The 25,597-nt window shown below is 38.9% G+C and carries 25 protein-coding genes, 4 tRNA genes and 3 pseudogenes; 20 read left to right on the top strand and 12 right to left on the bottom strand.

The window, feature by feature from the left end; genetic code table 11:
- Positions 1 to 54 precede the first annotated feature (54 nt).
- The gene (locus J7338_RS08085) at positions 55 to 702 is read right to left on the bottom strand and encodes a DsbA family protein (protein WP_210796573.1); all 648 of its coding nucleotides are present in this window, start codon (positions 700 to 702) and stop codon (positions 55 to 57) included.
- Between the two features lie 117 nt (positions 703 to 819).
- Between J7338_RS08085 and J7338_RS08080 the strand changes: the two genes are divergently transcribed.
- Positions 820 to 1,713, top strand: a complete 894-nt coding sequence (locus tag J7338_RS08080) for a LysR family transcriptional regulator (RefSeq protein ID WP_210796572.1) — start codon at positions 820 to 822, stop codon at positions 1,711 to 1,713.
- Positions 1,714 to 1,771: 58 nt separating this feature from the next.
- On the opposite strand, the pseudogene J7338_RS20695 reads toward J7338_RS08080, so the two are convergent.
- The 4 genes and pseudogenes from J7338_RS20695 to J7338_RS08065 form a co-directional block, all read right to left on the bottom strand.
- Positions 1,772 to 1,931, bottom strand: a pseudogene (locus tag J7338_RS20695) (transposase); the annotation flags it as partial.
- Positions 1,932 to 2,054: 123 nt separating this feature from the next.
- Positions 2,055 to 2,450 (bottom strand): ACT domain-containing protein, encoded by a 396-nt coding sequence (locus J7338_RS08075; protein WP_210796571.1) that lies wholly within the window; start codon positions 2,448 to 2,450, stop codon positions 2,055 to 2,057.
- A gap of 328 nt (positions 2,451 to 2,778) precedes the next feature.
- Positions 2,779 to 3,018: pseudogene (locus tag J7338_RS08070) on the bottom strand (transposase); the annotation flags it as partial.
- Between the two features lie 196 nt (positions 3,019 to 3,214).
- Positions 3,215 to 4,021: an alpha/beta fold hydrolase gene (locus J7338_RS08065; protein ID WP_210796570.1), complete on the bottom strand. Its 807-nt coding sequence runs from the start codon at positions 4,019 to 4,021 to the stop codon at positions 3,215 to 3,217.
- A 54-nt stretch (positions 4,022 to 4,075) separates the two neighbouring features.
- Here J7338_RS08065 and J7338_RS08060 point away from each other — a divergent pair.
- The 11 genes and pseudogenes from J7338_RS08060 to J7338_RS08010 form a co-directional block, all read left to right on the top strand.
- A pseudogene (locus J7338_RS08060) lies at positions 4,076 to 4,249 on the top strand (phage integrase N-terminal SAM-like domain-containing protein); the annotation flags it as partial.
- An 843-nt stretch (positions 4,250 to 5,092) separates the two neighbouring features.
- Entirely contained in the window at positions 5,093 to 6,202 is a 1,110-nt protein-coding gene (locus J7338_RS08055) for an AAA family ATPase (RefSeq protein WP_228732945.1), read from the top strand.
- A gap of 136 nt (positions 6,203 to 6,338) precedes the next feature.
- On the top strand, positions 6,339 to 6,941 hold the full coding sequence (locus tag J7338_RS08050; protein WP_210796567.1) for an RNA polymerase sigma factor: 603 nt from the start codon (positions 6,339 to 6,341) through the stop codon (positions 6,939 to 6,941).
- A gap of 228 nt (positions 6,942 to 7,169) precedes the next feature.
- The gene (locus J7338_RS08045) at positions 7,170 to 7,790 is read left to right on the top strand and encodes a hypothetical protein (protein ID WP_210796566.1); all 621 of its coding nucleotides are present in this window, start codon (positions 7,170 to 7,172) and stop codon (positions 7,788 to 7,790) included.
- Positions 7,791 to 7,805: 15 nt separating this feature from the next.
- Positions 7,806 to 8,426 carry a hypothetical protein gene (locus J7338_RS08040; RefSeq protein ID WP_170174336.1) on the top strand — a complete coding sequence of 207 codons (621 nt, stop codon included), beginning with the start codon at positions 7,806 to 7,808 and terminating at the stop codon, positions 8,424 to 8,426.
- A 255-nt stretch (positions 8,427 to 8,681) separates the two neighbouring features.
- Positions 8,682 to 9,185 (top strand): hypothetical protein, encoded by a 504-nt coding sequence (locus J7338_RS08035; RefSeq protein ID WP_170174338.1) that lies wholly within the window; start codon positions 8,682 to 8,684, stop codon positions 9,183 to 9,185.
- 60 nt (positions 9,186 to 9,245) lie between these two features.
- Positions 9,246 to 9,866, top strand: coding sequence for a hypothetical protein (locus J7338_RS08030; RefSeq protein WP_210796565.1), 621 nt, complete (start codon positions 9,246 to 9,248; stop codon positions 9,864 to 9,866).
- A gap of 62 nt (positions 9,867 to 9,928) precedes the next feature.
- Positions 9,929 to 10,549 (top strand): hypothetical protein, encoded by a 621-nt coding sequence (locus J7338_RS08025; protein ID WP_210796564.1) that lies wholly within the window; start codon positions 9,929 to 9,931, stop codon positions 10,547 to 10,549.
- Between the two features lie 334 nt (positions 10,550 to 10,883).
- Positions 10,884 to 11,105: a hypothetical protein gene (locus J7338_RS08020; RefSeq protein ID WP_210796563.1), complete on the top strand. Its 222-nt coding sequence runs from the start codon at positions 10,884 to 10,886 to the stop codon at positions 11,103 to 11,105.
- Positions 11,106 to 11,360: 255 nt separating this feature from the next.
- Positions 11,361 to 12,221 carry a glycosyl hydrolase family 18 protein gene (locus J7338_RS08015; protein WP_210796562.1) on the top strand — a complete coding sequence of 287 codons (861 nt, stop codon included), beginning with the start codon at positions 11,361 to 11,363 and terminating at the stop codon, positions 12,219 to 12,221.
- A gap of 294 nt (positions 12,222 to 12,515) precedes the next feature.
- Complete coding sequence (locus J7338_RS08010) at positions 12,516 to 12,908, top strand: LysM peptidoglycan-binding domain-containing protein (protein ID WP_210796561.1); 393 nt, start codon at positions 12,516 to 12,518, stop codon at positions 12,906 to 12,908.
- Between the two features lie 31 nt (positions 12,909 to 12,939).
- Here the strand turns inward: J7338_RS08010 and J7338_RS08005 are convergent, their stop codons facing one another.
- Positions 12,940 to 13,683 (bottom strand): class I SAM-dependent DNA methyltransferase, encoded by a 744-nt coding sequence (locus J7338_RS08005; RefSeq protein ID WP_210796560.1) that lies wholly within the window; start codon positions 13,681 to 13,683, stop codon positions 12,940 to 12,942.
- Positions 13,684 to 13,843: 160 nt separating this feature from the next.
- Positions 13,844 to 14,509: a 7-carboxy-7-deazaguanine synthase QueE gene (gene queE / locus J7338_RS08000; RefSeq protein ID WP_210796559.1), complete on the bottom strand. Its 666-nt coding sequence runs from the start codon at positions 14,507 to 14,509 to the stop codon at positions 13,844 to 13,846.
- 130 nt (positions 14,510 to 14,639) lie between these two features.
- Between queE and queC the strand changes: the two genes are divergently transcribed.
- A complete protein-coding gene (gene queC / locus J7338_RS07995; RefSeq protein ID WP_338052510.1) occupies positions 14,640 to 15,320 on the top strand; it encodes a 7-cyano-7-deazaguanine synthase QueC in 681 nt (226 codons plus the stop codon).
- Positions 15,321 to 15,383: 63 nt separating this feature from the next.
- On the opposite strand, the gene J7338_RS07990 is transcribed toward queC, so the two are convergent.
- The gene (locus J7338_RS07990) at positions 15,384 to 15,833 is read right to left on the bottom strand and encodes a methyltransferase family protein (RefSeq protein ID WP_210796557.1); all 450 of its coding nucleotides are present in this window, start codon (positions 15,831 to 15,833) and stop codon (positions 15,384 to 15,386) included.
- Between the two features lie 186 nt (positions 15,834 to 16,019).
- Between J7338_RS07990 and J7338_RS07985 the strand changes: the two genes are divergently transcribed.
- Complete coding sequence (locus J7338_RS07985) at positions 16,020 to 16,262, top strand: hypothetical protein (RefSeq protein WP_210796556.1); 243 nt, start codon at positions 16,020 to 16,022, stop codon at positions 16,260 to 16,262.
- Between the two features lie 11 nt (positions 16,263 to 16,273).
- On the opposite strand, the gene J7338_RS07980 is transcribed toward J7338_RS07985, so the two are convergent.
- From J7338_RS07980 to J7338_RS07965, 4 genes are read right to left on the bottom strand one after another with little or no spacing between them, the layout of a single operon-like run.
- Positions 16,274 to 16,942, bottom strand: coding sequence for a tRNA (adenine(22)-N(1))-methyltransferase (locus tag J7338_RS07980; RefSeq protein ID WP_210796555.1), 669 nt, complete (start codon positions 16,940 to 16,942; stop codon positions 16,274 to 16,276).
- A gap of 6 nt (positions 16,943 to 16,948) precedes the next feature.
- Positions 16,949 to 17,878, bottom strand: coding sequence for a class I SAM-dependent methyltransferase (locus J7338_RS07975; RefSeq protein ID WP_210796554.1), 930 nt, complete (start codon positions 17,876 to 17,878; stop codon positions 16,949 to 16,951).
- Positions 17,871 to 19,871 (bottom strand): excinuclease ABC subunit UvrB, encoded by a 2,001-nt coding sequence (uvrB, locus tag J7338_RS07970; protein WP_210796553.1) that lies wholly within the window; start codon positions 19,869 to 19,871, stop codon positions 17,871 to 17,873. The genes J7338_RS07975 and uvrB overlap by 8 nt, the downstream gene beginning before the upstream one ends.
- Positions 19,868 to 21,247 (bottom strand): MATE family efflux transporter, encoded by a 1,380-nt coding sequence (locus J7338_RS07965; RefSeq protein WP_210796552.1) that lies wholly within the window; start codon positions 21,245 to 21,247, stop codon positions 19,868 to 19,870. The genes uvrB and J7338_RS07965 overlap by 4 nt, the downstream gene beginning before the upstream one ends.
- Positions 21,248 to 22,325: 1,078 nt before the next feature.
- Here J7338_RS07965 and J7338_RS07960 point away from each other — a divergent pair.
- From J7338_RS07960 to rsxA, 6 genes are all read left to right on the top strand, one after another.
- A tRNA-Asn gene (locus J7338_RS07960) sits at positions 22,326 to 22,402 on the top strand.
- Between the two features lie 21 nt (positions 22,403 to 22,423).
- A tRNA-Asn gene (locus tag J7338_RS07955) sits at positions 22,424 to 22,500 on the top strand.
- Positions 22,501 to 22,523: 23 nt separating this feature from the next.
- Positions 22,524 to 22,600: transfer RNA gene (locus J7338_RS07950), tRNA-Asn, on the top strand.
- Positions 22,601 to 22,627: 27 nt separating this feature from the next.
- Positions 22,628 to 22,704: transfer RNA gene (locus J7338_RS07945), tRNA-Asn, on the top strand.
- A 145-nt stretch (positions 22,705 to 22,849) separates the two neighbouring features.
- On the top strand, positions 22,850 to 24,793 hold the full coding sequence (locus tag J7338_RS07940) for an EAL domain-containing protein (protein ID WP_210796551.1): 1,944 nt from the start codon (positions 22,850 to 22,852) through the stop codon (positions 24,791 to 24,793).
- A 221-nt stretch (positions 24,794 to 25,014) separates the two neighbouring features.
- Complete coding sequence (rsxA, locus tag J7338_RS07935) at positions 25,015 to 25,596, top strand: electron transport complex subunit RsxA (protein WP_210796550.1); 582 nt, start codon at positions 25,015 to 25,017, stop codon at positions 25,594 to 25,596.
- Position 25,597: the final 1 nt, after the last annotated feature.

Genomic DNA, 25,597 nt, shown 5'->3' with positions numbered 1-25,597 from the left:
ATATCGCTCATTTAGCGAGTAAATTGGGTGTTTTTAAACGTATAAAATTATTGGTTAATCAATGGTATTAATTAAGTGTTTTACATAAGCTAACCACTGCTGTGGCTGAGCGTAATAACGCGAGTGGTCTAATTTCGTAAATGCGCCATCGCCGTGCTCAAACGCAAGTGTTGGAAACCCACTACCGCCAACTAAATTCAACATCTGCCGCGCTTTAATTATTTGCTGCTGCGTTTTTTCGCCACTAAAAAGGTCAAATGCATTTAAAAAAGCCCCAGAGCTAGCACCAAGTTGAGTGGCTATGTTAGCTAAATTAGCTATATCAGACTGAGAACGGCCAAGTACAAATTGATCAACTTGCATTCTATGCAGCATGGCAACAGTATTAATACCTAACGATCCACCAGCTAATAGCGCCGTGATCGGCGTATCTGAATCTAAAATTCGCTGCTTATCATCTAATAGCGTTTCATAATAAGTTGGACTAAATACTTGCCCCGTTAAACTCGTGATCCTGTTATCCATGGCGATTATTTGCTGATGAAAATCAGCTGATAACTGACGTTTATTAGCCCCTGAAAATAAGCCGCCGCCATACAGCTTAATATCTATTGTTGTTAATTGAGTAAGCTCATCAATCAGCGGTGCGACGGCATAACACCAACCACACTGCGGATCCATAATGAAATGCAAGGTCTTCATTTTATTTTCCTGTCAGCAGTATTAAATTTATGAAACAAGTATAAATTGCAAATATGTTGCAATAAACATCACAACAGGCAATAGTTAATTGCATATATCGAACATATAGGAATTAAAATGGACAGGATCACCGCAGCTCAAGTCTTTGTTAGAATTGTCGAGCAAGGTAGTATGGTCAGCGCAGCGCATTCGTTAGATATGTCGCGCTCGATGGTAACAAGGTACTTAAGTGAAATGGAAGGTTGGGCGAATAGTCAGTTATTACACCGCTCTACGCGTAAACTCACGCTCACCGCCGCAGGTGAAAAAGCTTTTGTAAATTGTCTGTCGTTATTAGATTTAGCCAAAGAAGTGTCTATCCCTTTAGAGCAAGATCATGTCGCACAACCTGAAGGGTCGATCCGTATTTCTTGCTCTCAATTTGTCGCCGCTAATTTATTGCCAGCAGTAATTGATCAGTTTTTAGATGAGTATCCCAAAGTACATATAGATATTCATATCAGTAACCAAGTAACTAATTTAGTTGAAGATAGAATCGATCTAGCAATACGTATTACCAACGACTTAGACCCCAATATCATTGCACGCCCACTGGGTCGTTGCCGCTCAGTATTATGCGCCACCGAAGATTACCTAAATCGTTTTGGTTACCCTGTTTACCCTGATGATTTGGCCAAACATAATTGCTTAATTTATTCTAATTTTGGAAAAAGTTTGTGGCATTTCAACAAAGAAGAACTCGCGGTTGTTACTTCAGTCGCTGGCAACTTCAGTGCGAATGAATCAATGCTCTTACTTCAATCAGCACTCAAAGGACGCGGTATCTCTTTACAACCTAAACATGCCGTACAACAGTTGATCAATGATAAAAAGCTGGTTCATGTGCTCCCCAACTATGAGCCAGCGTCCTTAGGTATTTACGCCATATACCGTTCTCGCAAACATCAATCTATCGCGATTAGAAAGTTACTCGAGCGCCTAATTGCGCATTTTGAAAAAACAGACACTTAAAAATACAAATAACTTAAAATTAATAAGCGCATAAACCAGCTAATGCTACTTAAACGCCCGTGGTATTGCTCATCACTGCATATGCACACACATCAATGCAAAATACCTTTAGCCAACGCGAGTAGTTTATCTTCTAGCCAACCCCTGCGGTGCTCATAGGAGTGGTCTGTAAAACGGTCTTCACCGTATAAAAATGCTCGGCGCACACAGCGGGAAATACAAACTTTAGGATGGGTGCCATCTTTGTTTTGTCATCTTTGTTTTGCTTAAGCCGAAGCAAACCGATAATGCCTAGCGTTGGGAATCCGTCTGAAATGCTTTGTTAGCAATATGGCTCAACCCTAGGCACTGAACTCTTCTAATGCTGAAACTGCCACTTCAGCTTTGCCACTTTGAACAAAGATATGGTCGTGATAATAAGCTGCAATGACATTAGCACTGATACCTTTTGATGCTAACTTGCTAGCAACTGCTGCTGTAAGACCAACAGCCTCTAAGCTGGAGTGTACCGTCAGGGTGATTTGACTGTATGTGCCATCAAACGACAAACCTGCCTTTTCTGCCGCTGATTTTTCTAGAACCAAAGTTAAACCCTCAGATTCAATAAACGTAGCAACTGGATTTAGCTCTACATAGTCTGTTAGAACACCAGAGACTGTGCAAAACACAAACTCTGACTCCACTAATTTTGGACTCATAGAGCGCAATAATTCATCTAAGTCCGTGATTCCAGACATATTGATTTCCTCTTATATTGCTAACGAGCCTGTAGATTAACTCGTTTTTATTTGTTTTTATTAATAAACAAACCATAGCTGATTTCCTATTTTGATTCAATCGGTTACTTCGATTTTACGTAAAATATAAAAAGAGGATTTGCTGTTGCTTTAATTGGCGTTTTGGAATGTATGACAGGTGTTTAAGTGGCTTATTTGAAGAGGTAGCAGCTTACCTTTATTAATGCATCGTGTTTTGCAGCTTTTCTATATTATGAACTAAGCAATATAGTTGCCGCAGAATGAAGTGAAGGCATTCACTTTCGTTTCTCCTCGTAAGGTCAATTTATTCATGCATTTTCGCCACGAAGCCCGCTATCGATGTGTAATGCGGCTGAATATCCTCCGACACACTCATGAACAAAATATTATTCTCACACACTTTGGCAATTCGGCGACTACTGATCAAACCATGTGCGTAACCAAGTAAAATAATCTTTAGCATCACCGAAGGCGGATACGCCGCTGCGCCCGTTTTATCATTGTTATACCACGCATCGAATTTATTTTGGCAGGATAAGTCAGGCTTGACTCCTTACCTAATGAAAGAGCCATAACAATTTACCGTGGGTGAATAATACCTATTAGATCACAGTAACCCAGTGGATTCAAGGTTAATAAGCAATCAAGTTAAATGTGTAAAATCAGTTCCTAAAAAGAGTAATTCTACAACCTCAACGTCCAAAGCAGCCGCGCTGTTGTTTGGCATCGGTTGCCTTTGCTCGTTAGTGTTTGTTCAGTTTTTGCATCAGTACTAAAAGCTCATTTAAAACCAATTCTGGTTCATCAAACTGCACAAAATGACCACTTTTTCCAGTCAACACAGATTTACCCTGTGGGAAAGCACTAGCCCACCCCTGCCATAGCTCACCCCACATTTGCCTGCCCTGATCCGTAAAAAACAAATTGGCCGGGCTATCTACTTTTTTTACAGAGGTAATCACCGTTACGGGTATATCTTTGATTTGTGGATAATCAGGTAGCGGCCTTTTACTCCAGAAATCCAGATATTGGTTCGACATACCATCGGCCATGTCATCCAGTTTGATCTGAGCAATTTCTCGATTAGCTTTTTCTAAATCAATAGCACGCAATATATCAACATCATGTTCGGAGGATGGATCTAACATTAACAATGCTTTTATTTGTTTTGGGTAAGCTGCAGCGAACTCTCTCGCAACGCTGCCACCATATGAATGAGCAACTAAAATGACCGGCTGGTTAACATCTAATGCAACTAAAAGCTCGCTGGCGTATTCTGCATAATCACTCGATGTAAAGTGCCTCTTAATGGCTGTGGAGTTGCCATTTCCAACTCTAGAATAACGAATAACCGTGGCATGCTCGGCTATTTGGTTAAAAACTGGCTCCCAGTCAGACATGCCAGCACTACCACCAGCCTCCAAAAGAACTATATGCTTACCGTTACCTGCAACTTCATACTCAAGTTCAAATTCATTGACGTTGATAAGTGCCGGTTGAGCTGAAACAATAAAAGATAATGCAATACCAATAAACGTGATTAATTTCAAAATTACTCCTTAAAAAATTAATAATTTTATAGTGCGCTCGTCGCTCATTTTCTTGATAAGCGCCACCCTGCCTCAATGGGAGACAATGAAGTCGAACACTATCTAGAACACTTAGTGTTAAAGCAAAATGTTGCATCACGAACCCAAACCTCAGTACTCAATTCATTGTCATTTTTATACAAGCACATAATAAACAAGGGGGCAGATCAGTTGCTTCATAATACTTAGCCATAATTGTTCAGGTACTGCCATATGAGTAGTGTTGTGAAGCAACGAACCTGACCCCCTCATTGACCCATTCTGTTAACTTGTCTTTATAAGAAGTTAAAAAGCAAAGGTAAAATGACAGACATGTCATTATTTAAACACTTAGCTGCAAGCCTTTCACCTTGTTCATTAATGATAACAATACTATTTAAATGCAAGTCAATTCCACCATATAGTTTCATACTAAACCCGTCGAGATGATGTTTATTTTTTGGTCAATATAACTGTATCGAAAAACTCGAGGAGCTTTGTAATGAACACTCTGATGCAATGCGAATGCGGGGCTCCAAGTCAACGTAGCAAAATCAAAAAGACAAGCTGGAGTATGATTATCGGGCGAGAATATTTTTTGGATTATAAATTAATCGAAGTATGCTCCCGCCCTGCTCTAAAAAATAAGGTCTGCTGAACTAATGTAATACCCTGTAATGTAAAAAAAACCAACAAAAAAGTAAACTGATAATTCCAAAAAATGAGTACCGTTAAGCAGTAAATTATCGCTATTTTAATAAAAACACTACAGAGTTGAAAGGAATAACCTAATGGAAAATTTTACGAACGGACGCATAAATATTAATGCGCATGCCCTACAGTTACTAAGAAAAAAAAGCTTTAAGTCAAGAACAGTTAGCTCAAGAATGTACCGATAAAAGGTTACCCATTTCAGTTTCATCAATAAAAAGAGCTGAAGCTGGAAAAAAAGTACTCTACAGAACACTGTCTATATTTGCACGCTTCTTCCAAGTCAGTATTGATGTACTACTTCCTAATTCGCCTATTCCTGTTTGGTTGTACACTCATTTAATGAGGTTATCAGTAGATCCTTGTCTAGGCAGAGAATGGGAATTACATCAATTGCACTCACTATTGAATTATGCTGAAAGTCAAAATTGCGCCAAGACTATTTATATTTACGGTATAACTGGCAGTGGAAAAACCCATTTAGTTAATCACTTTATTGATTGTGTTAAATCTGCAGGAAAACGTTATTTAGCGTTTAACCAACCACATAATTGTCCCGCCCATAAACTCAAATTTTCTACATTTAATTTTATAAAGCAACTGCTGCAAATAGAGAGTACGGTCACGGATGTGGTGATTAAAAAAAAAGTAAATTTGGTTGCAAGCTCTTCTCTAAGTTATTTAAGGACGCTGCAATTATTGGGACTTTCTCTCAATCAAAATCAACGTAACACGCTAGAAAAGCAAACACCGCAGCAAATGAATAAAATAGACCAGCTGATTGCCTGTGATTTAATCGACTATGCCGCTCATAGCCGCATCGCACTGATCACTATCGATGATGTGCACCATTTAACCTGTACACAGATGCAATTTCTACGTTTGTTTACTGAACAGGAATACGCGCAGCCTATCTTATTCATTTTTACTGCTCAGCCTAAAGGTCTATTTACCTCGGTTCCTGAATGGTTGTCTCTTGCGCACACCATACCATTAAAACAACTCAACCAAGACGCTCAAATTCGCTTAGCAAAACATTATCTTGCCAACAGAGGATTATCTATTGCGAAATATCAAACCAAAATAAACGTGGCAATAGAACGCGCTGCTGGTAACCCCGGCTTTTTACAGCAACTACTGCTCACTCCCAATCCTCAAAAGTGTAACCCCACAGAATTACAGGAGGTTATAGACAATATACTGACCGGTATGCCGATAGAACTTATAGAGCTATTCCTGTTTTCTGCTTTACAAGGGTTTCATTTTAGTGCCTGTCAATTAAGTCAGTTTACACAGCAAAAACACATTTATGCACCACTGTGTTTAGTTCAAAAAATGTTGTGCAGTGGCTTAGTCGTTCGTAAATCGGACCACTACAGTTTCTCACATCCGTTAATTTGGGAAGGTATTAAAAACTATCAACCTCTACTTGTTAAAGGTTCAGTTAAATAATACAAGTGAGCCGGATCTGAGCCGATATAAAGAACGATAAAAAAATATCTTTTCGTTGAACTCAACAATATGCGCATTCATATAGCAAAAAGTTTTGCATGCGCATGTTTACCTTCATTCAATGAAAGGAAAAATCATGTCTGTACAGTTGAAAGTAACACCAAATATGCCCTCTGAGGTTTGCAATAGCGATGACCTAAATAGCAAACTGATTATTAGCCAACTTAAAACCAATCCAGAACTATTTTGGCATTACTGGTTAGGGTTGGAAAAAAGAGTATTTAATTACTGTTTATATCGTTTAACTAAAAACTTCCATGATGCTGAAGATCTGTCACATGACACCATGTTAAAAGCTTATCAAAAGTTACCGGAAGCTAAATCTGATATAAAACTACAGGCTTGGTTATTTCAGCTTGCCCGTAATCACTATTTTGACCAATTAAGAAAAAATCAGACTTACTTTAAGTATCAAGCGACGCAATTAGTAGAAGAGCCTGATAATGAAGATGAAATGTTTAACCAAGCCGTAAACAAAAGCATCAGCCGTTTTATTGAAAAAACAATTAAAAATATGCCGGAGAAATACCGGATAGTCGCGTTGGATTATTTCTTTAATGACAAATCCTACAAGCAGATAAGCCAAGAACAAGCACAAACTGAAGCTCAAATTAGAAAATTGATTTTTCGTACCCGAAAATACATTGTCCCACTAATTTTTGATTATTTAGTTAATTAAATTGGAACGGAATTTAAATCTCAAACGTTTATATAATAGCACCACAGAATACCGAGTTAAATATGACACTTTTAAATTAAGTTAATTGTTAAGTGTCTTATTAATTACTTTATATAACGGCTGATTAAATTACCATTGAACAGTATAAAGCCTCTGAATTTATATTTTAGAGTCAATATTGAACAAATAAAACAATCATAAATTAATATTAACACGAAGGAATTAAAAATGTTTTGTGATACTCAGATCACCTATATCAATAAATCATTGAATAAAGATATGCCTAAAATATTTGTCTTCGCAACTAACGAGCTACCTTCGTTTAACGCCTTACAAGATGGCATTGCTTGGAAAGTCATTTCAAAGATAGGTAGAGAGTCAATGAGCCGTTTTACTTACCCAGCTCAAACAAAAATATTTGCCAGTTGGGAAGATGATTGTAACCAGACTAAAGCTTTAAATTGTACCCAAGGTAAACGTTATACGGTGACAGAAACCAACACAGGAATAGTATTAGTTGAAAATGGTAATGCCGTCAGAAGCGATGAAATAGAGCTTACCAATGAGATAAAAGTTCAAAATGGTGTAAGTGCTTACTTGAGTAAAAATGATCGCGTGTTAGTGAAGAAAAATATTGTTGCTTATGGTCAAAAAGCATCATTTCGTTTGTTACCTAAACTTTACTGGGGGATCGCTTCTGAAATTAATCAATCAGATGCTATAGGCTCGGCTGTATTGGATTCAGATAACTTTTTTGTGCAAAACCTAGAAAGTGTTTCGATGGCTACTGTGTCATTAAACGGAAATGCCAAAGAAGGATATACATTTAAGATCGAAGATCAAAAATAAAAGGTAGCACAGCTTATGAAAACTCAAATCAAGTTCATCAATCACTCGATGAACAAAAGCTTACCACACGTTTTTATTTTTGCTGAAAGTGGCATGCATGATTTTAATGCTATTACAGACGGTATTGCCTGGCGGGTGTTGAAAAATGTTGGCAGAGGCTCGGTCGCCTCACTTATTTATGAGCCTGATTTTACTATCAGAGCTGGTTGGAATAATGGCGCTGACACGACCAGAATGTTACTTGCTGAAGTTGGTAAACAATACCAAATAATTGAAGATAATACTGGTGTGATCTTGGAAAAATCCGGTAATGCCAGTACAAAAGACATCATTGAGTTGGTGAATAACATCCAAGTTGATAGTGGGGTTTCTGCTCAGCTTTGTAATGGTGGTAAGGCCATCATAGGAAAAAAAATCGTCGGTTATCAGCAAAGTGCCATTTTTAAACCAAGTAATAAACTTTATTGGGGATTAGCATCAGAAATTAGCGAAGGTAAAGGGCTCGCTTCTAAATCGGTAGTGTTAAATTCAAATCGTTTTTTTGAGCTGGATTTAAGCGGTGTAGCAGAGGTATTAGTCTCACTCAATGGTAATGCCAAAGATGGCTATCATTTTCAGGTTGAGCAGTACAGCTAAAAAAGACATAACAGATATGAATGCTTTTGAAATTAGTAGACTTAACCCAGTTGCGCTTAACCGACTATTAAACATGGATGGTATTTGGTATTACTGCCAATTAAAAAACGGTAATACAAAAATCAGCTGTCGACAACTTGAACTGTCTATTGCTCAGCTCGATACGATAAAAAAAAAGTAACCCAATTGGGCGGTGAAATTGTGTCGTCCAATATCATGCAAACCTTAGATAAACCCAACCGAAGGAAACAAAGAATGAGTAACTCTATTATAATCACTTCGAGCTATAAAGTTATTGATCAAGAAGCCTTTAAAGCTTCATTGACTGAAAATTTAGGCTCAGATGCTAATTTACAAAAAAATATCAAAGCCAAACTGGATAAAGTCGCTGAAGAAGCGGACCAAAATAAGCTGGAAGGCAGCACTGTATCTATAGATTCAATGATTAAAACAGTATCAAGTAATGCTCAAGATGCTATTCAACTGACTGTCACAGATAGTACATCAACACTTACTATCTCTGAGTCATTTAATATGACACTGGAAGTTGTAGTAACCGATACGTTAAAAACCGCAAACGGTGTTGATTCTAAAGTCTCTTATACTAAAAGCTTCCCACTAAATGAGCCATCAGTTTCTGGCGTTACAAGTGTGATAGCTGCGTTAAATTCATTCACTGAAGGGAAGCTTTTTGATAAAACCTTAACGTCTGTGGAAGTAAAATCAGATGGCACAGATGCTAGCAGTAAAGCGAGTTAACTGCCGTTTGCTAACTAAACTCATGTAAACAACCCCCCAACAAACCCAAGTAGGAAAATTATGCCTTCAAATATTGAAATTACTTATGTAAACAATTCTATGAACAAAGACTTACCTAAAATTTTTGTTTTCACTAAAAACGAAACACCTACCTTTGATGCGTTAAAAGAAGGTGTGGCCTGGCGAGTGATCCCAGATATTGGCCGTGAATCTTCCAGCACCTTTGTTTTTCCAATTGAAACCAGTGTTGGAGCGACTTGGCAAGAAGGACAAAATAAAACGCAAGTTCTACCATCGGTGATTGGTAAGCGTTACACCGTCGATAAAAATGATACTGGCGTAGTATTAACCGCGAATGGAAATGCCTCTGATACTAAGTCAATTGATGTTAATAACGATGTTAACGTACCTAATGGGATCAGTGCTCAGCTATATAAAGACGGCAAGTTGATGATGGAAAAAAGAATTGTCGGTTTTGGTCAAAAAGCGACATTTATACTTAAACCTAAGTTGTATTGGGGCGTCGCTTCGGAAATTGAAGAAAGCCAATTATTAAATTCAGCGGTACTTAATACCGATAGCTTCTTTGAGCAGGATCTGGAAGGTGTCACTAAAGCAACCATTTCACTTAATGGTAATGCCGAAGACGGTTACAGCTTTAAAATCGAAAGTCAACAATAACCCCATTATGGCAAAAAAGCCATTTATAACATTAAAACCACTTACTCAATGAGAGATAAATTATGCCTTCAAATATTGAAATTACTTATGTAAACAAATCTATGAACAAAGACTTACCTAAAATTTTTGTTTTCACTAAAAACGAAACACCTACCTTTGATGCGTTAAAAGAAGGTGTGGCCTGGCGAGTGATCCCAGATATTGGCCGCGCATCTTCCAGCACCTTTATTTTTCCAATTGAAACCAGTGTTGGAGCGACTTGGCAAGAAGGACAAAATAAAACGCAAGTTCTACCATCGGTGATTGGTAAGCGTTACACCGTCGATAAAAATGATACTGGCGTAGTATTAACCGCGAATGGGAATGCCTCTGATACTAAGTCAATTGATGTTAATAACGATGTTAACGTACCTAATGGGATCAGTGCTCAGCTATATAAAGACGGCAAGTTGATGATGGAAAAAAGAATTGTCGGTTTTGGTCAAAAAGCGACATTTGTACTTAAACCTAAGTTGTATTGGGGCGTCGCTTCGGAAATTGAAGAAAGCCAATTATTAAATTCAGCGGTACTTAATACCGATAGCTTCTTTGAGCAGGATCTGGAAGGTGTCACTAAAGCAACCATTTCACTTAATGGTAATGCCGAAGACGGCTTCAGCTTTAAAATTGAAAGTCAGCAATAAACTTTTAAGTAAAGAATTAACCCATCACTAAACAATCAAATTAATCACTTACTTCCCCAACGTTATTTTACGTTCATCTTTGTAACAATAGAGCTGCAATTAAATTGCCTATTATTAATAAGAAAGGGCTACTCATCGCTCAAATATAGGGAAGGTATATCTTAAATTTGGTTGGTTAATGGGAGTTGATAGTGGCCTTTTAAGACCTTAATCAGGTGTTAAAAGGCCATAGACGATGAATAGATAGTGGGAATAAATACCATTGTCTTTAAACCCTATTGTTATAGGCAAGTGACAGAGCCTGTAACAACATAATAAATAAAGGAAGTAATTAATGGATATCTTAATCAGGAATGAAGCAGGAACAGCCCCTGTAGCAACAGCTCAAAGTGATGACGCGAACATAAACGTCAATGATTTACATGTAACAAACCTTGATCCTACCGGTTTAATTATTCTTAATTCTGACTATCTCGTTGGTTTAGATGATGGTACAGGTATGGTTGGGCGTACTTGCATAGAAAAAAATGGCAATACAGCGACATTTAGAAAATAGTCATAACAACTATCTAAAACCGATGAAAGTGGGCTTTAGCTTAATTGTTAAAATAAAGAGGTCAGTTACTTATCTAATGATACTTCCTATTTTACGGTAGGGTTTTAATCATAATTGAAGCGCTTCATTAGAGAAGTAGCTCGACCCTTTACTCCTTATCTGAACAAACTCATACAACTCAATTAACTACAGGGTCAAAGCCAAATGTCTAACATGGTTGCTTGCCCTGATATATATACACAAAAGGATATCTATATGAGTAATAATAAAGCACTGATGGTTGGCTACCTACAAAGCTGGTCAAACATCACATTTACACAAGCAGCTGAGCAAGGTTATACCGCGATTGTGATGGCATTTGGTAAAATTGATGGTGCCACTGTTGGTATTTTTGGTGATGCATTTGCTGCATCTCCTTCAGAAACAGCTTTGAAAGCAGACATAAAAAAAGCCAAATCAAAGGGTGCACAGCAGGTATTATTTTCAGTCGGTGGTGAAATTAATACCTATAATCCAAATAACGTTTCAACAGTCGTGCTTGCTCAGAATCTAGTTGAATACCTAACAGATTATGGTTTCACTGGCGTAGATTTTGATTTGGAAATTGATGGTGATGGTAAATATTTGGATGAGCTTTGTCAGGCCATAAAACGACTTGCTCCAACATTGCTTATTACAGCTGCCCCTCAGGTAAATCAATTCGCTCCAGGTTCTGATTTATACTTGGTTTCGACTGGTCATTTTCGTATGTACGATCAGGCAATAAATAATAATCGTTTTGATTATTTGTTTATTCAGGCATACAACAATCCATGGCCTAAAGTTGATGGCAGTAAAGAAACAAATGTAGATTTTATATCTAAAAGTTTCATTAACTTAAAAAAATCCATTCCTGCAGAAACTCAAATTGTTATTGGTGAGCCAGCTAATAGAGATGCGGCCGGAACAAGTATTTTTACAGTCCCTAATGTTCCTGTAAATATCTACCCGTTAATTAGCGATCAATACCAAGCTATTTGTAAAGACCCACAGTTTGGTGGTGCTATGGTTTGGAGTATTAATTTAGATGCACAAACAGGCTACCAGTTTGTTAAAGCGGTCAAAGATACTATCTGATCCTTTGCCGCTCAGTCACCAATCCTATGTTTTACCCTTGTGCTTTGCAAATGTGAGCATTCCTTGTACGCATTGCTCACATCACAAAGAGAAACGCACTTCTTTTTTGCGTTTTTTGGTGTGTAAAATCTAGATTTAAGATCTGTGAATATTTCAGCCTATTTAATGAACCGAAGTGGCGGAAAAATACGCAACATGTCACTTCTACTATAAATCATGTGTAACCTAGCCCTTTGTCATCTCTAAAAATATATTTCCCCAACTAACTTTCCATATGTATCAAGGATAAACGCTATGCATTCCGTATTACATTATACTGTTCAACCAGGTGACACCCTTACACTGATCACAATTTCAATAAGAGCCAGTGCAGGTGTTGGTGTTAAAGACGTTATAGCAGCAAACCCTCAAGTTAACTTCGACTCGCTATCAGAAAACACTTTGCTCAAAATACCTTACTACTCAGCAGGCGGGCATTTTATATATCAAACTCAGAAAGGCGATACTACGCAGTCAATTTGTGAGGGATTAGCCAATACTGCAACACTTACGGTACTCGATTTAATTAACCACAACTACGCAATATGCAAACATAAAAGAACGCTCGATCTGAGCAATTTAAAGGTAAACCAAGTTTTATCTATTCCCTATACGCCTGCATTGAATACCGTAACGGTAGTACCATGATAGACCAATAAACTAATATCTATTTTCTAGTTTAAATTTTTACGCACACAAAAACGGCATTGCCAGAGCTTTCACCCCATGGGGTTATTTTTTCGTAGTCATGTTCAAACACATGTATTTCAAAATAAGGTTTTAGGGCTTCTTTTAACTGGGCAAAACTAACAGCGACCATTGGGTGCTCGTCGTGCCATATGAATGTTTCGTCTGCTATTGCTTTATTTATACTGAGCTTTAATGACTGTTTTTCGCCACTGCCACTGTAATTCCAACCAGAGCGGAATGTGAATAGGCTGCCCGCGTTTTCAGCGCTATGCTCTACAAATGAATCGTTATCGATGTGATTTTTATCAACAACGTTAAAGCAAAATATACCACCGGCTTTTAGTGCATGGTGTACGCTTTTAATACAGTCGGCTAATTTATTAATGCCGTCGCAGTAATGGATTGAATACAAAAAGCAGGTAATTACATCCACTTGCTCAGGGATCACAAACTCACTCATATTCTGCAATGAAAATTGCGCTTCTGGGCAACGAGTAGTTGCTCTATCTAGCATGGGTTGATTTATGTCCAGCCCACTACTTTGATAACCGTAATCAATAAAATGACGAACATGAGGGCCCGTTCCGCACGCTAAATCAAGATGTGTATTTCCGCTATTACCGAAAATTTGCTGTAGCCTGTGAATAAAATAACTTTGGGCTTGATAATCTATATCTGCGCACATTAAGTCATAGTAATCAGAAAGGTCTGTGTATAGAGCGTTCGCGGACATATCAGCCTAGTAGTTTGGAGTAGAGTATTTTAAGTCGCGCATAATAAACTAATTATCACCATTAACGAAGCAGATATGAAAGTAAGAGGTTTGTTGGGTTTTGTTTTACTCAACCCAACGTTCAATTTACACACTAACTTAAAGCTTACCGCTGGCAGTTTTAGTTTATCCCTAAATACTTGTGAACTTGCACTGATAAGCGCCAGTTTTTTTCAATACAGGTTTCAATTGCCAACTTAGTTGCAGAGACTTTTTGGCTAATTGGTTGCAAGTAAACAAGCTTGGGGGTTACGCCTGTTTTTGCAAATAACTCTTCAAGCTCTGCAACGTGTTTTTGCATCGCGATTGGGTGTTTGATTTCATCGGCCCGTTGCATGGCTGAAGTAAGTACGTCGTAGCCGCCACGCATATTAATTTTCGGTGATACCGTCACCCAAGTTTGTGCTGGGGCTAAAATCTCAAAAGTGCCGCTGGTTTCTATTTGTGTGCTGTAGCCGTTAGCATGAAGTAATTCGCACACCGGGTTTAAGTCGTACATGCATGGCTCACCGCCAGTGATCACTACATGCTTGGCACGATAGCCACGCGCTGCAAATAGCGCTAAAATTTGTTCTGCCGATGCATCTGCCCAGTGATCTGAATCAGCCTTTTTTTCAACGGTTTCATCCAGAGAGACTTTAAATACATTGTCTACTTCCCACGTTTGTTTAGTATCACACCAAGCACAGCCCACAGGGCAACCTTGCAAACGCAAAAAGATCGAAGGCGTGCCTGTAAAACTCGCTTCACCTTGGATTGTTTCGAATATTTCATTAATTTTGTACAAAAGACATCTCACTTACTGCTTGGCATTTATTACGAGCACAGTACCCCGATTTGAAAAATCAAAAACCACGGTCAAAAATTGTTATTTATGCTCCAGCCGTGTAGTATATCGCGCCCTGATATAAACCTCTATTAAAACTAAGAGCAAAACAGTTATGACGCAAAAAGTAGTTGTGATTTATTCCGGCGGTATGGACTCATTTACCGTATTAAATAAAGCCCTGCAGCAAGGCCACGATGTTTATGCCCTGTCATTTGACTATGGCCAGCGTCATGTAAAAGAGCTTAAAGTTGCTGCAAGTGTGTGTGACAAATTAAACGTTCCGCACAAAATCGTTGATATTTCAGCAATTAATCAATTAATTGGCGGCTCGTCGTTAACTGATAATATTGATGTCCCAGAAGGCCACTACGAAGCCGAAAACATGAAGAGCACCATAGTGCCTAACCGCAACATGATTTTGCTATCACTGGCCGTAGGTTATGCTGTATCGCTAAAAGCGAGCCAAGTTTATTATGGCGCTCACTCTGGAGATCATGCTATTTACCCTGATTGCCGTCCTGAGTTTGTACAAAAGATGGATGATGTTTGCCGTATTGCTAACTACGATGCAGTGGAAATTTTCAGCCCGTATTTAAATAATACCAAAATTGACATTCTAACCGATGGCATCAAAATGGGCTTGGACTATAGCCAAACGTGGACCTGTTATAATGGCCGTGAAAAAGCCTGTGGTAAATGTGGTGCCTGCCAAGAGCGCTTAGAGGCATTTAGCCTTAATAATATCACCGATCCAATCGAGTACGAATAACCCACATTAAAAAGGCTATCATCTTGGTAGCCTTTTTATTATTAATTGTTTATTGGAACAAATTTACAGCCAACGTTTTACCCGAGACTTATAATCGTTGTACCCTTGGCCAAATATTTTTAATAAGGCCCGCTCCTCTGGAATAATCTGAAACCAAGTTAAGTAACAAATAAAGCCAAGTACACACAACAACGCCCACAGTGATGTTAACCACACCCCCCAACCTGCTAATATAAAAGCAAAACCAACATACATTGGATTACGTGAAATTTTGTACACGCCGGTGGTCACCAATGCTGACGCTTGACCTGGTTTACCTGGGTTTACAGTGGTTTTTGCAAAGCGAAAACTAACCACCCCAGCAATACAGAAAATGCAGCCTATGATGAGTAAAATAACCGCACAATAAAAAATAAATGTGGTGAAATCAATCACACTGTAGTGAGCTATTATCGCCATCAGCACAGCAAAAAAAAGTACGACAATAATCGGAGGTATTTTATTATTTAGCATAGTAACTCACCATTGTTGTTAAAATACATATTGATAATGCTGCAATTAAACACTCATCACACTGTATCACTGATGAATATACCGCTCAGGGTCACATTGATACAAATAAAGTTACATTTGTCAGCATCATCATTTTCGCATTGTGGTTATACTTTGCACACTATATAAAATAATAAGGAATACACCGTGTCAGGAACTACTATGGTCGTCATGATCGTATTTATCTCTGTTGGATTTGGAGTAATGTACGATATGTATAATAAACATTTAGAGTTTAAACATCGTACACTCACCGATAACAAAGAATCAAATAATCAAATTGCAGCTGTTACTGCAGAAATGCGCGCGTTAAAAGAGCGAGTACAAACATTAGAAGCTATCGTGACTGATCCAAGTTACAGCGTAAAGCAAGAAATCAATAAACTGTAAATCTGCCGCATTTAATTTAGCAATATTTTTTGATAATCATCGAGCACATATTGAAAATATGTACGGTCTTTGTTCAACATCCGAGTATAGTGCGCAACTAATTGTTGCAGATACAATTCGTGCATTGGCTCAGCATTGTTCCATATCTGGCTGCCAGTAACGCTCAACGCAGTGTTACTGGTAAAACTTAGCTGTATCACTTCGTAAAAACGGTTGTTTTCTTGCACCAGTTGCTCTTTGATAAGCCCTAAACCTAATGCCTGTAAACCTTGTCGTAAGGCATAGGTATGATGCACCGGACAAACAATAAAACTGAGTTGTTCACGAAGCTTTTCAGGGCAATTAGCAACCATTTTTTGTACTAGCCTCAGCAGTAATTCTCCACCGACTCCGGCGATAATGATCAGCTGTTTGGCTGATGGCTGCAGCTCAATTGTAGCCACATCCTGACATAGTACTTGCCATTGGCAAGCTGCTTGCTGATCACTAAAACGCGTGAGCGTGTGTTCAAGCTCGTCCATTAACGTAGGCACTATATCAACAAAGTTTATTTGCTTGGCGGCTGCCCGCTTTAACAGCGCCATACCAAGCAAACCGTGGTCACAACAACAGTCCCAAATTACATCATACGGCGCGTAGATCAACGAATCGATTGCACTGAGGCGGCTACTTAGTTTCATTTAAAGCTAAACTTGAGCCGTTTTATAGATCAATGCTTTTAAGCTACGGTCGCTATCAACATCAACAAAACCATGGGTCGGCGCTAGGCGCTCTACAAATTCAATCGCACCTTGAGTATGTTCGTCTATCAGCGCTTTAAATGACGCTTCACTTAGCTCTGGACTGTTAGCACATAACAGCAATTGAGTATGGTCATTGAGCAGTTCAGGTAAGCGGCGCAGCACTTTTTGATAATCTTTAGTTAAAATGAAACTGCCTTTTTGAAAGCTTGGCGGATCAACAATAATTAAATCAAAAGGGCCAGCTTTTTTTAGTTTACCAAACGACTTTAATATATCGTGCGGTAAAAAGCTCACACTGCGGTCAAAGCCATTAAGTTGATGATTGTGCTTACCGGTGCGCAGTACCCCTTTGTTCATATCCATGTTGATCACACTATCGGCACCGCCACGCATTGCAGCAACCGAAAACCCACAGGTATATGAAAATAAATTCAATACCTTAGCGTGTTTACTATGGACTTGCACAAACTCTCGGCCACGGCGCATATCCGGAAATATGCCGGTGTTTTGACGGCTCATTAAATCCACTAAAAACTCACTGTCACCTTCTTTAACACTATGCGGGCTCGGTAGTTGACCAAACAACAGTTTATTTTCAGTTTGTTGTCCGGCGCGTTGTTGAAATACCAACGAGGTGATTAATTTTTTAGCGTGCTGTTGTGCCCATTGCCAAAGCTGCTCACTTAATTGCGTTAGCGTTTGTGAGTCAACTTCATCGTACGACACTAAAAATAAACACGGAGGGTAAAAGTCGATATTTAGATGACTCAAATGCTCGGTAGTGTGACCGCGGCCATGAAACACACGACAAAGTTCATTGTCTGCTAAGGGCGCACTTTCAAGTGCTGTAATAAGGGGCGTAAAATTATGCATTTTTAATTAACTGTTGTTGTAATTCATGGATTTCATCACGAACGGATGCGGCTTTTTCAAATTCTAAATCACTTGCGTATGCATGCATTTTGGTTTCGAGTTGCTTAATTTGCACTGCGATCTCTTTTGCACTGAGCACTTGCTTACTTTGTTTTCGGATCAGCTGTAAATTATCTTGTGGGCCGGCTCGCTCACCAACATCCATAATGTCAGTAATTTTCTTCAATAAGGCTTGTGGTTCAAGGCCATGTTTAATATTGTAAGCATGTTGAATATCGCGGCGACGCTGAGTTTCATCAATAGCTTTGGCCATTGATTTAGTAACACGATCGCCGTATAAAATTGCCCGACCATTTAAGTGACGAGCCGCACGACCAATGGTTTGAATTAATGCGCGAGCTGAGCGTAAAAAGCCCTCTTTATCAGCATCGAGTATCGCAACTAGCGATACTTCTGGCATATCTAAACCTTCACGCAGTAAGTTAATGCCCACTAACACATCAAACACCCCTGCGCGAAAATCACGAATAATTTCGACCCGTTCAACGGTATCGATATCTGAATGCAAGTAACGCACTTTTACATCATGTTCAGATAAGTAATCCGTTAAATCTTCAGCCATACGCTTAGTCAGGGTGGTCACTAGCACGCGTTCATCAATTGCTACGCGTTTATATATCTCTGACAATAAGTCATCAACTTGGGTTGCCACTGGGCGTACTTCAATTTGGGGATCGAGTAATCCTGTGGGGCGAATAACTTGCTCGGCAATATCATCTCCACAACGTTCAAGTTCAAAATCCCCTGGGGTTGCTGATACATAAATTGTTTGCGGTGCTATGGCTTCAAATTCTTCAAAGCGCAGTGGCCGGTTATCCATCGCCGACGGCATACGAAAACCGTATTCCACGAGATTTTCTTTACGGCTACGATCGCCTTTATACATAGCGCCGATTTGCGATACCGTAACGTGAGATTCGTCAATAATCATTAACGCATCTTCAGGAAGATAATCAAGCAAGGTTGGCGGTGGATCGCCCGGCGTGCGACCAGATAAATATCGGCTGTAGTTTTCGATGCCAGAGCAATAACCAAGCTCGGTCATCATTTCAATATCGTATTGTGTACGTTGTGCCACGCGTTGCTCTTCGACCAGTTTATTAGCACTGAGTAACTGCGCACGACGGTCTTTTAATTCAGCTTTAATATGCTCAACCGCATCAAGAATTTTATCTCTAGGTGTCACATAGTGCGTTTTAGGGTAGATAGTTGCGCGGACTATGTGCTTTTCAACCGCGCCGGTAAGCGGGTCAAAAATACTTAGCCGTTCTATTTCGTCATCAAACATTTCTACACGCACAGCAAAAGTGTCTGACTCAGCAGGGAATATATCCACAACTTCACCGCGAACCCGATACGTACCTCGGCTAAAATCAATGTCATTTCGCGTATATTGAATTTCAGCTAGTCGGCGCAGCATATCGCGTTGATCAACTTTTTCGCCCACTTTTAACAACAACATCATCTTCATGTATGATTTTGGGTCGCCCAAACCATATATGGCCGATACTGATGCCACAATAATTGTATCCCTACGCTCTAATAGTGCTTTAGTAGCACTTAGGCGCATCTGCTCTATGTGTTCGTTTATCGAGGCATCTTTTTCAATAAAGGTATCGCTTGCAACAACATACGCTTCTGGCTGGTAGTAATCATAATACGAGACAAAATATTCAACCGCGTTATGCGGAAAAAACTCTTTCATTTCGCCGTATAACTGCGCTGCTAAGGTTTTATTATGCGCCATGATGATCGTTGGGCGATTCAAATCATTGATAATATTGGCCATGGTAAATGTTTTACCAGTACCTGTTGCCCCTAATAATGTTTGATGAGCAAGACCGGCTTCTAACCCTTCACATAGCTGCGTAATCGCCGTGGGCTGATCCCCTGCAGGTTTAAATTTAGACACCAATTGAAAATGGTCGCTCATGCTTGGCACTCCTGTACAGCTTGGTTACTGATCATATTCAGCTCTTTGATAAACCATTTATAGGCTATTATTGCAGTAAATAAATTACCCAGCGCCGCGCCGATCAGCAAGCCTGCTAAACCGGCATATAAATTACCGACGTAAGCAAATGGAATATAAAAAATAAATAATCGGATCACACTTAAAATTAATGCATTCATTGGTTTGTGTAAGGCATTGAACGATGAATTAGACAAAATAATTATCCCTTGCAAACCGTAACTTAGCGGCAAGGTAAAAATAAATAATTTGATCACATCGATAACCATCTGCTCTTTACCAAACAATTCACTGATCACTCCTGAAAATGCAATTAGCAGTAAATAAATAATAAACTGCCAAATCATCACAAATTTTAATGTTGTGGTGTACGCCTCTTTAACACGGTTAAATTTTCCAGCGCCAAAGTTTTGGCTAATAAACGGCGGTAACGTCATCGATAATGCTAACACCACCAGACTGGCAATTGATTCAATACGACTGCCTACACCAAAAGCAGCAACAGCCTCAGGGCCATGATGAGCAACCATGGCAATCATCATGGCCATTGCAACTGGTGTTAACATATTTGCACCTGCCGCTGGCAAACCAATTTTAAGAATTTTTCGAATAGAGCTTAATGGGGTTTGGTTATTTACATTTAGACTCAGCAAGCCTTTTTTTACAACTAGCAAATATAAAATAATGACAACGGCTACCGACCATGCAATGACGCTGGCAATCGCAGCGCCTTTAATGCCAAATGCAGGAATTGGCCCAAGGCCAAAAATCAATACGGGGTCGAGCACAGCATTAATAAGCCCCGCTCCGCCCATCACTAAGCTAGGCGTTTTGGTGTCACCGCTGGCACGCAACACTGAGTTACCAACCATAGGGGTAATTAAAAATACACTGCCTAGAAACCACACACTCATATACTCATGGATCAGCGGCAGTACTTGCTCCCCTGCTCCCAACAATTTAAATATCGGGGAAATAAACAGATAACCAAATAGCGATAAACATACCACCATAACCACAGCAATTAATAATGCGATGCTGGCATCAAAGCGTGCTTCTTCAATATTATTACTACCCAGCGCCTTGGCAATAACCGCTGACGTACCGATACCCAAACCAATTGCTAGGCTGATCACAGTAAAGGTTACCGGAAAAGTAAAACTGACAGCCGCTAATGGCTCAGTTCCCAATAAGCTAATAAAAAATGTATCGACAATATTGAACATCATTAACGTGATCATCCCGAAAATCATCGGCACAGTCATTTTCTTCAAGGTCGGTACTATTGGATCGTTTAATAAATCGGGAGCTGAGTTGCTCTGCAAAGTTGCGCGCATGGGAATAAATAAACCTCTTTTATTAAGCGTGGTATTTTAAAGCATCAGGGCTTTTCAAGCCACGCATTTATCAAGTGATTATAAATTGATTACAAAAACGCCTAAAAAACTATAGAAAAGTGTTCTTTTTACGTGTTTGGCCACGATTTCACTTCGAACCTCCACTAAAAACAATAAAAATACATTTTTATAACCTTTATCACAAAAACATCGCGACTGGCGCTGCATTTTTACACAAAAATTGCGCTAATCGAATCGTTACGAATTAATTTACTCATCAACGAAGCTCTTTTCAGCTAATTTTTTCAAGTCATTGTTTTAAAATGAGATAAAAAAACTGTTTTAAATACTTGATATCCTCACAGTGCCCTAAAAATATGGCTCTGCCAACGTTCTTAAAGTTTAATAAACAGAGTTATCCACAGAAACCGTGGATAACTATTGCAAAGCCACGTTAATAAAGGCGTGCAAAGGGACGGCTTAAACACGTTAGCAGCAATGTTGGCAAATACTAACTTTAGACAATTTGAGTTAAATAGCTCAGAAAACATACTTAACCCTCATACCAATGACCTGTCACATTTATTTAAACGTCAGCACAATATAAAAAAATCACTCTAATAAATTGAAATAAAACAACATATACTTATTTCCTTACCATTATCATGGGTACTAAGTCGAAAAACTAAGGGTTCAGATCTGTATATCATTTTTTTCTCTGCATTTTTCGTTAACGACTAATTAAATGCATAGGTAAATTTAATCATTACGAATTTACGCTTTTATTAGCTAGCGTTAAAAAAGTACATTTCATAAATTTATTTGTACAAAGTAGATAAATGCTCACTTTTATAATTTACTTGGCGGTTAACTTGTTTGTTTTTTAGTCGTTAAAAACCGTAATTTTATCGTGCGTCTCGATCTACACGGCTTAAATGAAGAGAAAAAAAGCCACAAAACAGCCAGATCGAACATAAAAACATCGAACAGACTGGTTTTTTTTGTTTATACGGTTTTATGTGTTGACACTTTGCAGCGCGGTCATTAATATTTCGCCCCGTTGAAAGGCACATACGCTTCCCCCTTAGCTCAGTTGGTTAGAGCGACGGACTGTTAATCCGCAGGTCCCCCGTTCGAGTCGGGGAGGGGGAGCCAAATTTTTCAACCATAAACGATTCCCCCTTAGCTCAGTTGGTTAGAGCGACGGACTGTTAATCCGCAGGTCCCCCGTTCGAGTCGGGGAGGGGGAGCCAAGTTTATGTAATATGATTATTGTTCCCCCTTAGCTCAGTTGGTTAGAGCGACGGACTGTTAATCCGCAGGTCCCCCGTTCGAGTCGGGGAGGGGGAGCCAAATCATATACAATTTAAGTATTTTAGTTCCCCCTTAGCTCAGTTGGTTAGAGCGACGGACTGTTAATCCGCAGGTCCCCCGTTCGAGTCGGGGAGGGGGAGCCAACTTAAAGAATCAATTAGACTTTCCTAAGTAATTCCACTACCCTACTAATATCAAACTATTTTTTTATACACACTTAATAAGTGTAAATAATTTGATTAATTAAGGATCTGATTCCTTCCCTTTGATCTACTAAAAGAATAAGACATGGCTGGTTTCAAAAAACTCATATTTATTCAATTAATATCTTGGTTGTTATTTGCAAGTATTGGCGGTTATTTTGTTGCATCAGCGTTTGACAACGCTGTAAGCGATGCACAGCATAAAGCGCAATCAGTGGTAAACAACTATATTAGTAAACATTCTATTGTCGATATAGCACCAGATCAACTTCAGCGAGTACTTGCTGACGGTAATACTTTTTCTTCATTTATTTTGCGTGATCAGCAAGGTAAAGAAATAGTAAATATTAAATCTCCTACATCATTACCAGCCATCGCGCAATTAGTAAACACCAGTTTTAACTCTATTCGCCCGCAGTTTGCTGTTAATCAAGCATCTGATATTAAAGTTGAATTTACTATTAATGCCACTAACCTTGGGCTGATACTACAACAAGCGCTGTTTATTGTTATTTTAGTGTCAGGTTTAATGGCAATTATCCCCATTATGTTTATGAAAACCATGTTTAGTAAGCTGAATAGAAATATAAGTATGACAGTGGCTGAAATAATTGATGTTTATATCAATCAAAATCAAGTCAACAACGCCCTTGAAACAGCAATTAATAGTAGCAAAATAAAGCAACTGGGCGTTGACCTAGTGCCTAGCTTTAATCGCCTGTCACACTTTTTACAAAGTAAGCATGAGGATATTCAAAATGCCGCACAGTCTATCAAGCAAGAAGCCTATAAAGATGTAGTCACTAAGCTTGGCAACCGTAACATGTTTGTTGAATATTATGAGAAGTACATTGAAAGCAGTGAGAAGAGCACCTTTGGATCTTTAGCGATGGTTCGCTGTAGTGAATTACAGGTCATCAACCAAACCCGCGGTTACCAAAAAGGTGACGAATATGTCAAAGCTGTGGCTGATATTATTAAACATATCAGCGGCACATATACAGGCAGTAAAGTTTTTCGTTTGAATAGCTCAGATTTCGCGATTGTACTGCCGAATACTCCTCTCAAAGAATCTGAACGTTTTGGTGATAACTTACAATCTCGATTTACTCAATATCAGCAAAACCAAGAATTAAGCTCAGTAGCAAATACAGGAATTGTTGGTTATGAAAAAGGCAAACCACTAGGTGAACTACTTTCTGTCGTAGACAACGCTATGAGCATGGCGCAATCAAAACAAGCAAATGCATGGCATGTTCAGCGTGAAACCGATTTAGTTAATAATGTAAGTGCAGGGTTTGGTAATCAAAACTGGCGTAAAGTGATCAATGAAGTCATTGAATCTAAACGTGTGCATTTAGTAATGCAAAACATTATGCCGATTGGTAAAAGTATGAAGGCCTACGCTGAAATTCAAGTGCGTTTTAAAACCGCTGAAAACCAAGTACTGCCTACCGCTTCATTTTTAGCCATGGCTGAAAAGCTTGATATGGCGATGGAAATTGATCAGTTAATCATTAATTCATCACTGGAAAAAATTAAGAGCCGTAATTTCTCTGAAAAATTCTTTGGTTTGAATGTTACCGCCTCAAGCGCACACAATGATCAGTTTGTAATTTGGCTAGAACGACGTTTATTAAAAGACACAAATATTGCTTCAAAACTGGTATTCGAAGTAAGTGAATTTGGCTTACAGCAAAATATTAAAGCTAGTAAACGCTTTATCGATATGATCCATCGTGTTGGAGCCCGTATAACAGTAGAACGCTTTGGTGTTGGTTTGACCTCATTTAAGTTTTTCCGCGATTTAAAACCTGACTTTATCAAAATGGACGCAAGTTACACCCGCGGCCTTGAAGAAGATAAAAATAACCAATACTTTATGCGTTTGATGGTTGATCTCGCACACCGGATTGGTGTTAGTGTTTTTGCTGAAGGCGTTGAAAGCCAAGAAGAAAAACACATTATTGAAACTTTATGCCTTGATGGCGTGCAGGGTTATTACATCGAAAAACCAAAAGATATTTGATCTCTAGAAGGTGCTTTAAGCACCATTTTAGTTTTCTATTAGTTTATCTATCCGAATATCGGTAACAGGTTAATGAACAGTTAATCTTTATTTATCATGCTATAAAATTCTAAATGCTATTCACTATCATTATTAAATGAGCGGTTTATTTGCCCGCTACGTATTGTTAAACCGCCAATAAAAAAGGATAATGTCGGCGTTTATTATAGCGTGAGGCGAACATGACAGAATATGTATTGCTGTTGATCGGCACAGTACTGGTTAATAACTTTGTGTTAGTACAATTTTTAGGTCTATGTCCGTTTATGGGTGTATCTGGCAAACTGGATACAGCTATAGGCATGTCACTTGCGACCACTTTTGTGTTAACTCTTGCCTCTGTAACAAGCTATCTAGTGAATCAATATATTTTGATCCCACTTGATATCACCTATTTACGTACCCTAAGCTTTATTTTAGTGATTGCGGTGGTGGTTCAGTTTACCGAAATGGTGGTCAGAAAGACCAGCCCTACGCTGTATCGTTTATTAGGTATCTTTTTACCTTTGATCACCACTAACTGTGCGGTGTTAGGTGTTGCACTGTTAAATATAAAAGAAGATCATACATTTTTACAATCAGCGGTGTATGGCTTCGGCGCTGCAGTTGGTTTTTCTATGGTACTGGTTTTATTTGCAGCACTTCGTGAACGTTTAACTGCTGCTGACGTACCTTCCCCCTTTAAAGGCGCATCGATTGCGATGATCACCGCAGGCTTAATGTCGATGGCCTTTATGGGCTTTACAGGATTAGTGAAGTTTTAAC

The organism is Pseudoalteromonas ostreae (assembly GCF_018069805.1).
GTDB lineage: Bacteria > Pseudomonadota > Gammaproteobacteria > Enterobacterales > Alteromonadaceae > Pseudoalteromonas > Pseudoalteromonas ostreae.
This window is presented reverse-complemented; position numbering and strand designations above follow the sequence as displayed.

Coding starts and splice junctions, on each gene's coding strand:
- J7338_RS08005 (WP_210796560.1), bottom strand. CDS start 13,683: ATGTCCGCGAACGCTCTATACACAGACCTTTCTGATTACTATGACTTA.
- J7338_RS07940 (WP_210796551.1), top strand. CDS start 22,850: ATGGCTGGTTTCAAAAAACTCATATTTATTCAATTAATATCTTGGTTG.
- J7338_RS07980 (WP_210796555.1), bottom strand. CDS start 16,942: ATGAAACTAAGTAGCCGCCTCAGTGCAATCGATTCGTTGATCTACGCG.
- J7338_RS08015 (WP_210796562.1), top strand. CDS start 11,361: ATGAGTAATAATAAAGCACTGATGGTTGGCTACCTACAAAGCTGGTCA.
- J7338_RS08020 (WP_210796563.1), top strand. CDS start 10,884: ATGGATATCTTAATCAGGAATGAAGCAGGAACAGCCCCTGTAGCAACA.
- J7338_RS08010 (WP_210796561.1), top strand. CDS start 12,516: ATGCATTCCGTATTACATTATACTGTTCAACCAGGTGACACCCTTACA.
- J7338_RS08025 (WP_210796564.1), top strand. CDS start 9,929: ATGCCTTCAAATATTGAAATTACTTATGTAAACAAATCTATGAACAAA.
- J7338_RS08030 (WP_210796565.1), top strand. CDS start 9,246: ATGCCTTCAAATATTGAAATTACTTATGTAAACAATTCTATGAACAAA.
- J7338_RS08080 (WP_210796572.1), top strand. CDS start 820: ATGGACAGGATCACCGCAGCTCAAGTCTTTGTTAGAATTGTCGAGCAA.
- J7338_RS08050 (WP_210796567.1), top strand. CDS start 6,339: ATGTCTGTACAGTTGAAAGTAACACCAAATATGCCCTCTGAGGTTTGC.
- rsxA (WP_210796550.1), top strand. CDS start 25,015: ATGACAGAATATGTATTGCTGTTGATCGGCACAGTACTGGTTAATAAC.
- J7338_RS07965 (WP_210796552.1), bottom strand. CDS start 21,247: ATGCGCGCAACTTTGCAGAGCAACTCAGCTCCCGATTTATTAAACGAT.
- J7338_RS08035 (WP_170174338.1), top strand. CDS start 8,682: ATGAGTAACTCTATTATAATCACTTCGAGCTATAAAGTTATTGATCAA.
- J7338_RS07975 (WP_210796554.1), bottom strand. CDS start 17,878: ATGCATAATTTTACGCCCCTTATTACAGCACTTGAAAGTGCGCCCTTA.
- J7338_RS08055 (WP_228732945.1), top strand. CDS start 5,093: ATGAGGTTATCAGTAGATCCTTGTCTAGGCAGAGAATGGGAATTACAT.
- J7338_RS08040 (WP_170174336.1), top strand. CDS start 7,806: ATGAAAACTCAAATCAAGTTCATCAATCACTCGATGAACAAAAGCTTA.
- J7338_RS08045 (WP_210796566.1), top strand. CDS start 7,170: ATGTTTTGTGATACTCAGATCACCTATATCAATAAATCATTGAATAAA.
- J7338_RS07990 (WP_210796557.1), bottom strand. CDS start 15,833: ATGCTAAATAATAAAATACCTCCGATTATTGTCGTACTTTTTTTTGCT.
- uvrB (WP_210796553.1), bottom strand. CDS start 19,871: ATGAGCGACCATTTTCAATTGGTGTCTAAATTTAAACCTGCAGGGGAT.
- J7338_RS08075 (WP_210796571.1), bottom strand. CDS start 2,450: ATGTCTGGAATCACGGACTTAGATGAATTATTGCGCTCTATGAGTCCA.
- J7338_RS08085 (WP_210796573.1), bottom strand. CDS start 702: ATGAAGACCTTGCATTTCATTATGGATCCGCAGTGTGGTTGGTGTTAT.